General features: G+C 69.7%; 8 protein-coding genes and 1 tRNA gene. 6 read left to right on the forward strand and 3 right to left on the reverse strand.

What is annotated here, in order from left to right; all coding sequences use genetic code 11:
- The first annotated feature begins 122 nt into the window (after positions 1 to 122).
- Positions 123 to 3,479, forward strand: a complete 3,357-nt coding sequence (locus AC07N1_RS16030; protein WP_494672707.1) for an error-prone DNA polymerase — start codon at positions 123 to 125, stop codon at positions 3,477 to 3,479.
- 147 nt (positions 3,480 to 3,626) lie between these two features.
- Here the strand turns inward: AC07N1_RS16030 and AC07N1_RS16035 are convergent, their stop codons facing one another.
- A complete protein-coding gene (locus AC07N1_RS16035; protein WP_494672708.1) occupies positions 3,627 to 5,501 on the reverse strand; it encodes a polysaccharide biosynthesis protein in 1,875 nt (624 codons plus the stop codon).
- A gap of 87 nt (positions 5,502 to 5,588) precedes the next feature.
- Positions 5,589 to 6,803, reverse strand: a complete 1,215-nt coding sequence (locus tag AC07N1_RS16040; RefSeq protein ID WP_494672709.1) for a molybdopterin molybdotransferase MoeA — start codon at positions 6,801 to 6,803, stop codon at positions 5,589 to 5,591.
- Between the two features lie 148 nt (positions 6,804 to 6,951).
- Between AC07N1_RS16040 and AC07N1_RS16045 the strand changes: the two genes are divergently transcribed.
- Positions 6,952 to 8,121, forward strand: coding sequence for a serine hydrolase domain-containing protein (locus AC07N1_RS16045; protein ID WP_494672710.1), 1,170 nt, complete (start codon positions 6,952 to 6,954; stop codon positions 8,119 to 8,121).
- 60 nt (positions 8,122 to 8,181) lie between these two features.
- Here AC07N1_RS16045 and AC07N1_RS16050 read toward each other — a convergent pair whose 3' ends face one another.
- Positions 8,182 to 9,015 carry a ferredoxin--NADP reductase gene (locus tag AC07N1_RS16050; RefSeq protein ID WP_494672711.1) on the reverse strand — a complete coding sequence of 278 codons (834 nt, stop codon included), beginning with the start codon at positions 9,013 to 9,015 and terminating at the stop codon, positions 8,182 to 8,184.
- Between the two features lie 304 nt (positions 9,016 to 9,319).
- Between AC07N1_RS16050 and AC07N1_RS16055 the strand changes: the two genes are divergently transcribed.
- From AC07N1_RS16055 to nusG, 4 genes are all read left to right on the forward strand, one after another.
- Positions 9,320 to 9,697 carry a hypothetical protein gene (locus AC07N1_RS16055; protein WP_494672712.1) on the forward strand — a complete coding sequence of 126 codons (378 nt, stop codon included), beginning with the start codon at positions 9,320 to 9,322 and terminating at the stop codon, positions 9,695 to 9,697.
- A gap of 472 nt (positions 9,698 to 10,169) precedes the next feature.
- Positions 10,170 to 10,245 (forward strand) — tRNA-Trp (locus AC07N1_RS16060).
- Positions 10,246 to 10,308: 63 nt separating this feature from the next.
- Positions 10,309 to 10,623 carry a preprotein translocase subunit SecE gene (gene secE, locus AC07N1_RS16065; RefSeq protein WP_110117862.1) on the forward strand — a complete coding sequence of 105 codons (315 nt, stop codon included), beginning with the start codon at positions 10,309 to 10,311 and terminating at the stop codon, positions 10,621 to 10,623.
- Positions 10,624 to 10,637: 14 nt separating this feature from the next.
- Entirely contained in the window at positions 10,638 to 11,195 is a 558-nt protein-coding gene (gene nusG, locus AC07N1_RS16070) for a transcription termination/antitermination protein NusG (protein ID WP_110117861.1), read from the forward strand.
- The last annotated feature ends 224 nt before the right edge of the window (positions 11,196 to 11,419 follow it).

An 11,419-nucleotide genomic window follows, 5' to 3' on the forward strand; every position in this document is an offset into this window, starting at 1 on the left:
CCCCCGAGACTGGGCGCCGAGCTTGAACTCGCCCCCTCCGTCACGCTGCGTATCCGCAGCGCGCCACCTCCCCCGTTACACGGGGGAGGAGCGGGGAGTTGTCTCGGAGAGGCGACTTCACCATGACCGCCTATGCCGAACTCCAGGCCACCACCAACTTCTCCTTCCTGCACGGGGCCTCCCGCGCCGAGGAGCTGATGCTGACCGCCGAGGCCCTGGGCCTGTCCGCCGTCGGGGTGGTCGACCGCAACAGCCTGGCGGGCGTCGTGCGCGCCTGGACGGCCGCGAAGAAACTGAAGGTCCGGGCCCTGGCCGGCTGTCGCCTCGACTTCGCCGACGGAACGCCCAGCCTGCTCTGCTATCCCTCCGATCGCGAGGCCTTCGCCCGGCTGACGCGTCTGCTGACGCTGGGCCAGCGGCGGGCGGGCAAGGGCGAGTGCATCCTCTCCTGGGCCGACTTCGCCGCCCACGCCGAGGGGCAGCTGGTGCTGGTCGTCCCGCCGGAAAAGCTGGACGCCGCCTTCGAGGCCGACCTCGCCCGCATCGCCGGCGCGCTGAAGGGCCGTGTCTGGCTGGCCGCCAGCCGCGCCTACGCCGCCCAGGATCTCAAGCGCCTCTCACGCCTGGACGCCTTGGGCGAGGCGGCCGGGGCGCCGATGGTGGCCACCAACGACGTGCTCTATCACGGTCCCGAGCGGCGGCCGCTGCAGGACGTCATCACCTGCGTGCGCGAGCATTGCACGATCCAGGAGGCCGGCTTCCGGCTGGAGGCCAACGCCGAGCGCCACATCAAGACCCCGGCCGAGATGGCGCGGCTTTTCGAGCGCTGGCCCCGCGCGATCGCCCGCACCGTCGAGATCGTCGCGCGCATCGGCTTCGACCTCGGCGACCTGCATGAGGAATATCCCGACGAGCCCGTGCCGCCCGGCAAGACGGCGATGCAGCACCTGACCGACCTGACCTGGCAGGGCGCGGCCTGGCGCTATCCCGCCGGCGTGCCGCCGAAGGTCCAGGCCCAGCTGACCGAAGAGCTGCGGCTGATCGCCAAGATGGACTACCCCAACTACTTCATCACCGTGCACGACATCGTGCGCCAGGCGCGGTCGATGGGAATCCTGTGCCAGGGGCGCGGCTCGGCCGCCAATTCCTCGGTCTGCTACTGCCTGGGGGTGACGGCCATCGACCCCACCGAGCACCGCTTGCTGTTCACCCGGTTCATCTCAGAGAACCGCGGCGAGCCGCCCGACATCGACGTCGACTTCGAGCACGAGCGGCGCGAGGAGGTGATGCAGTACGTCTACAAGCGCTATGGCCGGGAATACGCGGCCATCTGCGGCACGGTGATCCACTACCGCCCGCGCAGCGCCATCCGCGACGTCGGCAAGGCCCTGGGCCTGACCGAGGACGTGACCAGCCTGCTGGCCGGCACGGTCTGGGGCAGCTGGGGCGACGGCTTGCCCGAGGAGCACCTGACCAACGCCGGCCTGGATCCCAAGGCCCCGGAGATCGCCCGCGCCGTGGCCCTGGCCACCGAGCTGATGGGTTTTCCCCGCCACCTGTCGCAGCACGTCGGCGGCTTCGTCCTGACCAAGCGCCGGCTGGACGAGACCGTGCCGATCGGCAACGCTGCCATGAAGGACCGCACCTTCATCGAGTGGGACAAGGACGACATCGACAGCCTGGGCCTGATGAAGGTCGACGTGCTGGCCCTGGGCATGCTGACGGCTATCCAGCGGGCTTTCGGCATGCTGCGGGCCGATCACGGCGAGCCGATCGTCGACCTGGCCGACGTGCCCAAGGAGGTGGCCGGCGTCTACGACATGCTGTGCGTGGCCGACAGCATCGGCGTCTTCCAGGTCGAGAGCCGGGCGCAGATGTCGATGCTGCCGCGCCTGAAGCCGCGCAGGTTCTACGACCTGGTCATCGAGGTGGCGATTGTCCGCCCGGGACCGATCCAGGGCGACATGGTCCATCCGTACCTGAAGCGTCGGAACGGGATCGAGCCGGTGGACTGGCCGTGTCCGTCGCCCGAGCACGGTCCGGAGAACGAGCTGGAGGAGATCCTCGGCAACACCTACGGCGTGCCGCTGTTTCAGGAGCAGGCCATGAGCCTGGCCATCGAGGCGGCCAAGTTCACGCCCGACGAGGCCGACGGCCTGCGCAAGGCCATGGCCACCTTCCGCAACCTCGGCACGCCGGCCGAATACCGCGAGAAGTTCGTCGAGGGCATGGTGCGGCGCGGCTACCAGCGCGACTTCGCCGAGCGCTGCTTCAAGCAGATCGAGGGCTTCGGCCACTACGGCTTTCCGGAAAGCCACGCGGCCAGCTTCGCCAAGCTGGTCTACATCTCGGCCTGGATCAAATGGGCTTGGCCGGACGTGTTCTGCGCGGCCCTGATCAATTCCCAGCCGATGGGCTTCTACCAGCCGTCCCAGCTGGTGCGCGACGCGCGCGAGCACGGCGTCGAGGTGCGGGCGCCGGACGTGATGCGCAGCGACTGGGACTGTACGCTGGAAACCCGCTCCTCCCCCGCGTCAGTGGGGGAGGGGGACCGCGAAGCGGTGGAGGGGGCGGCGGCGCGCACGGCGCTCTGTCCCTCGCCCCCTCCGTCACGGTGCGTATCCGCACCGCGCCACCTCCCCCGTTTCTCGGGGGAGGAGCGTCGCGACCCCCGCAAAGTGTCGTGCGAAGACACCCGCCCCCGCTGGAAGGCGCTGCGCCTGGGCCTGCGCCAGATCAAGGGCCTGAAGGAAGTCGATGCGCTGACCCTGATGAAGGCCCGCGACGAAGGCGCCCGTACGCCGGCGGAGTTCGCCCAGGGTGGCGTGCCGCAGCGGGCGCTGGAGCTGCTGGCCGAGGCCGACGCCTTCGCCTCCACCGGTCTTGCGCGGCGCGACGCGCTGTGGGCGGTCAAGGGGCTGAAGAGCGAGCACAAGGCGCCGGTCCAGGCCCCGCTGCTGGCCGGCCTGCCGCTGTTCGAGGACCAGGTGGCCCTGCCGGCCATGGGCAAGCCGCAGGAGGTGGCCGAGGACTATCGCACCACCAGTCTTTCCCTGAAGGCCCATCCGTGCGGCTTCTACCGTCCGATGCTGACTAAGATGGGCGCTGTCACCGCCGACCAGCTGCCGAAGTTCCGCAACGGCCAGAAGGTGTCGGTCGGCGGCCTGGTGCTGATCCGCCAGCGGCCGGGCACGGCCAAGGGCGTGGTGTTCGTGACCCTGGAGGACGAGACGGGCGTCGCCAACGCCGTCGTCTGGAAGGACCGCTTCGAGGCCGATCGCAACGTGGTGATGACGGCCTCCTTCCTGGTCGTGCACGGACGGGTGCAGGCGGCCGAAGGGGTCATCCACATCGTCGCCGAAGGCTTCACCGACCTCTCGGCCGAACTCTCGACGCTAAGGGACGAACCCGGGGCACCGGCCCCGCGCGTGCGGCAGAAGGTGTCGGGCCGGCTGCTGCGGAGCCGGGATTTTCACTGAGCACAAGAAACCTCCCCCTGTGGGGGAGGCGATCGCGTAGCGATCGGTGGGGGGAGTGACGAAGCGATCAGCCGGCGTCTCGGAAGCTGAAAACAGCCCCCCACCGGCCTTCGGCCGCCTCCCCCACAGGGGGAGGTTACTTCAGGATCAAACCGCCGCCTTTTCCACCGTCGTCGCCCGCAACCGCTCGACCAGCGCGAACAGCTGCGCGCGCACGCCGAACTCGTCGCCGGCCAGGGCGGCGGCCTCCAGGCTCGCCAGCACGGCGTCCTCGATGCGCGGCGGCGGGACCAGCGGGGTCGCCTCGATCACGCCGTCGGTTTTCGGGGCGGCGGTCTCGTTGACGTCGACCAGGGCCTCGGTGAGCTTTTCGCCGGGGCGCAGGCCGGTGATGCGGATCTCGATGTCCTTGTCGGGAACCAGACCCTGCAGCTCGATCATCCGGCGGGCCAAGTCGATGATCTTCACCGGCTCGCCCATCTCCAGGGTCAGCACCCCGGCCGGCGGGGCGCTCTCGGCGGCCGACTGGGCCACGGCCCGCAGCACCAGCGACACCGCCTCGGGGATGGTCATGAAATAGCGCTCGACCTCGGCGTCGGTCAGGGTGACCGGGCCGCCGCGGGCGATCTGGTGGCGGAACACCGGCACCACCGATCCGGCCGAGCCCAGCACGTTGCCGAACCGCACGACGCCCACCCGCATGTCGCCGCCGCCGCCGAACTGGCGGGCCAGCGCCTCGGCCGCGCGCTTGGTGGCGCCCATGACGCTGGCCGGCGCCACGGCCTTGTCGGTCGAGATCAGGGCGAAGTGGGCCGCGCCGGCGGCCTTGGCCGCGGCCGCCACGTTGCGCGTGCCCAGCACGTTGGTGCGCACGCCCTCGCACGGATGGTTCTCGACCATCGGCACGTGCTTGAGGGCGGCGGCGTGGAAGACGATGTCCGGCTGCTCGGACGCCATCAGCCGCGAGACGCGATCGGCGTCGCGCACGTCGCACAGGGCCTCGCGGCGCGGCAACTGCGGCCAAGCCTCGGCCAGTTCGCGGTCGATCAGGAAGAGGTTGGCCTCCGAGGCGTCGACCAGGGTCAGGTGTGCCGCGCCGCTGGCGGCGATCTGGCGGCACAGCTCCGAGCCGATGCTGCCGCCGGCGCCGGTGACCAGCACCCGCCGGCCGCTGACCAGGGCCTGCACCGGCGCGGGATCGAGCCGCACGGGCGGACGGCTGAGCAGTTCTTCCAGGCTGATCTCGCGCAGGGCGGCGTTGGTGGGGCCGTCGCCCATCTCGACCACGCCCTGGCGGCGCAGCAGGCGCACGCCCTCGCTCTTCAGCCGGCCCAGGCGTTCGGCCCCGAAGGCGCCCAGCGGGGCCTCGGCCAGGAACAGCACCGCGGCCGGCGACAGGCCGCCGTCACGCAGCTGGCGCATCACCCGGTCGAACTGGCCGATCTCGCCCAGCACGCAGACCCCGCGGATCTCGTCGCCGGTCTCGCGGGCCTCGGGGGTCAGCACCCCGACCACGGCGTAGCGCTGGGCCAGGCCGTCGGGGGCGCGCAGGAAGGCCTCGGCCTGGCTCGCCTGGCCGACGATCAGCAGGCGGGGCAGGGCGGGCGAGGCCGGCGCGGGGCGCAGGCGCAGCAGGGCGTCGGCCAGCACGCCCTCGTGCAGGGCCCGGCGACCGACGCGCAGGGCGGCCAGCAGGCCGGTCTGCACCACCAGCGCCGCCACGATCGTGCGGCCGCCGCCATCAAGGTCGGGCAGCAGGAAGAAGGCCAGTAGCGAGAAGGTCAGGGCCGTCAGCACCGCCGAGCGGACGATGCGCAGCAAATCACCGGCGGCCACGAACCGCCAGGGCGCTCGCTCCAGCTGGAACAGCAACTCCACCAGCAGGGCCGACAGGGCGTAGAGCCCGGCGTGGGCCAGCAGGCCGGGGCGATCGATGTCGAGGCCCGCGGCCAGGACCTGCCCGATCAGCAGGGCCAGGAAGGCCAGGAACACGTGCGCTGCGATCTTGCCGGCGCGACCCATGGATGCCCGAACTCCCTACGCGTCGGAACTGTTCAACCTGGGCGGCTTAGCACGCTCCTCGCGCCCCGTCGCCGATTCAGGGCGGATTCAGCCGCGAGCCAGCGGCAGGACGGTCACGAGGTCGCCGGCGGCGGCCGGCGGCGCCCCGGCCGGTCGCATCAGCAGGGCGTCGGCCCGGGCGAACACCCCGACCAGCGACGAGTCCTGGTCGGGAAAGGGCGTGACCAGCAGCTGGCCCTCGGCGTCGACGGCGCGGGCGGCGCGCATCCAGTGCTCGCGCGGGCCGTTGGCGGGCAGGGGGGCGGCCAGGCGGGCCGGCGTGAAGGGCAGGGCGGTCTCGGCGCCGGCCAGGGCCGCCAGCAGCGGGCGCAGGAAAAGCTCGGCGCAGACCAGGGCCGAGGCCGGATTGCCCGGCAGGCCCAGCACCCGGCGGCCGTCGGCGAGGTATCCGAACCAGGTCGGCTTGCCTGGACGCACGGCGATGGTCTGCACCCGCAGGTCCAGGCCCAGCTGCGCCATCGCCGGCTTGACCAGGTCGTAGTCGCCCACCGAGGCCCCGCCGATGGTGACCACCAGATCGACGGCCGCGTCGCGTACGGCGTCGGCGATGGCTTCGACGGAGTCGGCGGCGGGGGCCAGCTTCACCGCCTCGCCGCCCCAGGCGGTGATCAGCGCCGCCAGGCTGAACGAGCCAGATTCGAAGATCTGGTCGGGGGCGGGCGCGCCGCCGGGCGGAACCAGTTCGTCGCCGGTGGCCAGGATCGCCACCTTCGGCCGGCGGGCCACCTCCAGGTGGTCGCGGCCGGTGGCGGCGGCCAGTGACAGCCGCCAGGGATCGATCCGCGACCCGGCCTCCAGCAGGCGCTCGCCGGACCGGAAATCGCCGCCGGCCGGGCGGATGTTGGACTTGGGATCATCGCCGGCGGCGAAGCGCACGACCTCGCCCTCGCGGGTCGCCTCTTCCTGGATGACCACGAGGTCGGCGCCGGCCGGTACGGGCGCGCCGGTGAAGATCCGCACCGTCTGGCCCGCTTCCAGCGTCGCCGGATAGGCCCGGCCCGCTGCGCTTTCGCCGACGATCGTGAAGGCGTCGATGACGCCGTAGTCGGCCCGACGGATCGCCCAGCCGTCCATGGCCGAGGCGTCGAAGGGCGGCTGATGGCGGTCGGCGACGATCCCCGTCGCCAGCACCCGGCCGATCGCGTCCGGCAGGGCCACGGTCTCGACGCCCAGGCGCGCGGCGCGGTCCAGCATGCGGCCGCGGGCGTCCTCGACGGTCAGGTTCTTCAGGGCTTGGCTCACGGATCGTCGGTCCCTGTCTGCGGCGCCGCATGGCTGTCGCACGGCGCAGTCCGGGTCAATCGAAACCTGGACCTGAGTGCCTGGCGAATTGCGCCGCCGCCGAGGCCCGCATAGCTTGCCGCCCGACGTTACGCGATCTGGGGGGGCGATGACGAAGACGCGACGCGAAGCGATGCTTCTGGCCGTGTCGGCGGCGGTCTGCGCCGACGGCGCGCGGGCCGGGCCGGCCAAGGATGATCTGGCGCCGCGCTTGCGGCTCATCGCCGCCAGGAGCGTGACGGACGGCCAGACCGCCGGCTTTGCCCTGGGCGTGCGGCGGTTCGGCGGCCCGCCGGCCGTCTTCGGCCTCGGCGCCGCCGACCTCGAAGCGGCGACGCCAGTCGTCTCCGATACCGTGTTCCGCATCGCCTCCTGCACCAAGCAGTTCACCGCCGCCGCCGTCGTGCTGCTGAGCGAGCGCCGGGCCCTGGCGCTCGATGCGCCGCTGGATCGGGTCTTCCCCGGCTTTCCAGCCTCGCCCGGCGGACGCATCCCCACCGTCGAACAGTTGCTGACCCACACCGCGGGGATCCACGACTACGTCATGGGCGGCCTGCCGGCCGACGCCGGAAGCGATTGGCGCAACGACCCCGAACGCTGGCGGCTGATGGCCCGGCTGGCGCCGCTCTACGACTTCGAGCCGGGTGCGCTGTGGGGGTATTCCAACAGCAACTACGTCCTGCTCGGCGCGATTATCGAGCGCGTGTCGGGACAGGCCTACGGCGACTTTCTGGCCAAGAACGTCCTGGCCCCAGCCGGTCTGAACGCGACCGCCCTCGACGCCTATGCCGACGTCGTGCCGCGTCGCGCCGTCGGCTACAGCCTGGACGGCGGCGCGCCCAAGGCCTTCCGCAAGGTTGCCGACGGCGGCCTGCCCGTCGCCGAGGGCGGGTTGCGCTCGACGGTCGGCGACATTCTGACCTGGAACCAGGCCCTGTTCGGCGGCAAGGTCGTCTCGCTGGCGGGCGTCAGGCGCATGACCCGGGCCGCACGGACTACGGACGGAACGCCCGTCGGATCGGCTCACTTCACGCCCAAGGGCATGAACCCGGGCAAGCCGCCGGCGTTCGTGCAGCAGGCCGACTACGGTTACGGGCTGGAGGTGGCGCGCATCTTCGATACGCCGGTGATCTGGCACAGCGGCGGCTTGCCGGGCTTCAACAGCATCGTCCTGCACTTCCCCGAGAAGGGGGTCGACGTGGTGCTGCTGACCAATACCGACAACGGCGCGGTCAGCGCCTTCGAACCGACCCTGCGCGCGGCGACCGGCGCGGCCTAGCCAAAAGAAAAAGGCCAGCCTCGCGGCTGGCCTTTTCAGTGTCCGAAACGTCTCGCCGGATCAGCCGACGAAGGCGCGCTCGATGACGAAGTCGCCCGGCTCGGCGTTGGAGCCCTCGACCAGGCCGTGGGCTTCCAGCAGGGCGGCGGTGTCCTTGATCATGGCCATCGAGCCGCACAGCATGGCGCGGTCGTGCTCGGGATCGAACTTGCCGCCTTCCAGGCCCAGGTCGGCGAACAGCTTGCCGCTCTCGATCAGGTCGGTGAACCGGCCCTGGCGCTCGAACGGCTCGCGGGTGACGGTGGGATAGTAGACGAGCTGGGCCTTGGCCTCGTCGCCGACCAGCGGATCATCGTGGATCTCGCTGGTGAAGAGATCGCGATAGGCCAGTTCCTGCACTTCGCGCACGCCGTGGGCGACGATCACCTTCTCGAAGCGGCTGTAGGCGTCCGGATCGCGGGCGACCGACAGCCAGGGCGCCAGGCCCGTGCCGGTGCCGAACAGGAACAGGCGCTTGCCCGGCTTCACCGCGTCCAGCACCAGGGTGCCGGTCGGCTTCTTGCCGAGAAGGACCTGGTCGCCGGCCTTGATCTGCTGCAGGCGCGAGGTCAGCGGGCCGTCCGGGACCTTGATCGAGAAGAACTCCAGTTCCTCGGCGAACGAGGGCGAGCCGATCGAATAGGCGCGCAGGATCGGCTTCTTCTCGCCCAGCTCCTCGCGGGGCGGCAGGCCGATCATCACGAACTCGCCCGAGCGGAAGCGGAAGCTGGCCGGACGGGTGATGGCGAAGCTGAACAGCCGGTCGGTCCAGTGCTTGACCCAGAGAACGGTCTCGAGGTTGTGCGGGGACTCCTTGGCGGGAGCAGGGGCGGCGGTGGCGGTCTCGGCCGTCATGGTCTGTGGTTTCGATCCTGTTCGCGCCCGTCTGAATAACAGCAGCGCGCATAAGAAAAGTCGGGCGTCGCTCCGGCCCTGAAGGCGACCCGCGTCTCATGTGAGAAGTTGAGAGCGGATGTCAACTTTTGCTCTCTGAAGGCGGCTAGAGAAAAAATTCTACAGACCGCTCAAAATACCGCCGTTCGCTTTTTCAGACTGTGTCAAAAATGTGATTGCCGGTCGCCGAAACGGGGCGCAGAGTTCCTTTTGCTTCGTTCGCGGAGCCAACGATACGGAGGAACGTATGCGGGTGAGGTTCGTAATGGCCGCCGCGGCGGCCAGTCTGTTAGCGTTAGGCGTAGCGGGTTGTGAAGGCGGCGCCCAAACCAAGACCGCCAAGGCTCAACAAGTCACTCTGGAAGGCAAGTCGGTGACGGCGAGCGGCTGCGTACGGCCGGTCGAAAACACCAAGTGCCTCGTCGTGCGCGGCCCCAACGGCGGCTATTACGACGTTTCCAGCGCCAGTCCGGCGCCTGACCCCGGAAAGGGGGTCGGCGTTTCGCTGCGCGGACGTGACCAAGGCAAGAACACCGAATGCGGTCGTGAGCTGACCGACGTCAAATGGTCCTACCTGAACGTCCAGTGCGCCGCGGCCCTGCCGAGCGCGGCGGGCGAGGCGGAGGCCAAGAAGGCCGGCTGACGAAAGCCGACCCACAGGTTCGGCTCCGGCGAGGTTGCGCTTCAGCCTTCGCCGGAGCCTGGATCCGTGCGGGTCTTCGGCGTGTCGACGCTGTCCTCGGCGCCCGCGGGTTCCGTGGCCGGGCGGGGAGGCTTGCCGTCGCCAACGGGATTCGGTCGCTGATTCTCGTGCTCGACCTCTCGGTTGGAGGGGCGTTCGCCGCTGTTTTCAGCCATCGCGGATCCTTTCTCAGGCGCATCCAAGGCGCGTCACAGGGGGGGCCGGACCAAGAAACCTGTGAAAAGGCGCCGTCAGACCCGGGACTTGCGCAATAACGCGCGGTTGACGCGACCTGATCCGCTTGCCCGGCGCAAACGACCCTGCTACACGACGCCGCTCTGGCGCTGGGAAGCGTCGGCGGCGCCGCTCGCGGCCCTCCGGCCGAACCGTCGCCAAGGCTGCGGTCCGGTACTTCAAGGACCGGAGTTTCTGCAGGAGTGTAGCTCAGCTGGTAGAGCATCGGTCTCCAAAACCGAGGGCCGGGGGTTCGAGTCCCTCCACTCCTGCCACTATATGTCATCGGCCGGCCCGGCGTTCGGTCCAGCCTGTCAGATACGCGAGCCTCTGAAACCATGGCCAGGAAACCGGGATCCAGCCCGTCAGCGATCAAGAACCGCGCCGCCCGTACGGCTGCGGCGCTGGCCCCTGCCGGTCAGGCTCCGTCCGCCGCCGCCGCCGCGGCGCCCAAGAAGCCCTTCAACCCGGTGCAGTTCTTCCGTGAAGTGCGCGCCGAGGCCCGCAAGATCACCTGGACGACCCGCAAGGAGACCTGGATCACCTCGGTGATGGTCTTCATCATGGTGATCGTCGCCTCGCTGTTCTTCCTCCTGGTCGACTGGCTTCTCGGAGCCGGCGCCAATCTGCTGCTGAAGTTCGCGGCCGGATAAGTCATAAGAAGACCATGAGCACCGAAACCGCCTCGAACCCGAACCACAAGTGGTACATCGTCCACGCCTACTCGAACTTCGAGAAGAAGGTGGCCGAGAGCATCCGTGAGCAAGCCAAGGCCCAGGGCCTGGAAGACAGCTTCTCCGAGATCCTGGTGCCCACCGAGGACGTCGTCGAGATCCGCCGTGGCCGCAAGGTCAACGCCGAGCGCAAGTTCTTCCCGGGCTACGTCCTGGTGAAGATGAACCTCTCGGACGAAGCCTATCACCTGATCAAGAACACCCCGAAGGTCACGGGCTTCCTGGGCAGCGGCTCCAAGCCGACGCCGGTCTCCGAAAAGGAAGTCCAGCGCATCGTCGGCGCCATCGAAGAGGGCGTCGAGAAGCCGAAGACCGTCGTGCTGTACGAAGTCGGCGAGAATGTCCGCGTCATCGACGGCCCGTTCGCCAGCTTCAACGGCTCGGTCGAGCAGGTCGACGAAGAGAAGGCCCGCCTGCGGGTCACCGTCTCGATCTTCGGCCGCGCCACCCCGGTCGAGCTGGAATACAGCCAGGTCGAAAAGATCGCCTGATCCCTTCGGATCAGCGCCAATACGAAGAACCCCGCGTCGGCCGACGCGGGGTTTTTTGTTGTGCGGGGAGGGGCTAGGCTGGGCCTCCTGCCAAGCCCCACCATCTGTCGTGCAATGACTTTTCGCTGACATGGGGAAGGCCTGCCTTCTGATAGCAACGGCCTTGACGAGCTTGAGCGCGCTTGTTGCGGGCGCTTCTTTTTTTGGGCCGCTATCGTCATCGT

Source organism: Caulobacter sp. GW821-FHT09B11, from assembly GCF_059418205.1.

Bases quoted from the DNA above. Each gene is read 5' to 3' on its own strand.
- AC07N1_RS16030 (WP_494672707.1), top strand. From the start codon at position 123: ATGACCGCCTATGCCGAACTCCAGGCCACCACCAACTTCTCCTTCCTG.
- AC07N1_RS16035 (WP_494672708.1), bottom strand. From the start codon at position 5,501: ATGGGTCGCGCCGGCAAGATCGCAGCGCACGTGTTCCTGGCCTTCCTG.
- AC07N1_RS16045 (WP_494672710.1), top strand. From the start codon at position 6,952: ATGACGAAGACGCGACGCGAAGCGATGCTTCTGGCCGTGTCGGCGGCG.
- AC07N1_RS16050 (WP_494672711.1), bottom strand. From the start codon at position 9,015: ATGACGGCCGAGACCGCCACCGCCGCCCCTGCTCCCGCCAAGGAGTCC.
- AC07N1_RS16055 (WP_494672712.1), top strand. From the start codon at position 9,320: ATGGCCGCCGCGGCGGCCAGTCTGTTAGCGTTAGGCGTAGCGGGTTGT.
- secE (WP_110117862.1), top strand. From the start codon at position 10,309: ATGGCCAGGAAACCGGGATCCAGCCCGTCAGCGATCAAGAACCGCGCC.
- nusG (WP_110117861.1), top strand. From the start codon at position 10,638: ATGAGCACCGAAACCGCCTCGAACCCGAACCACAAGTGGTACATCGTC.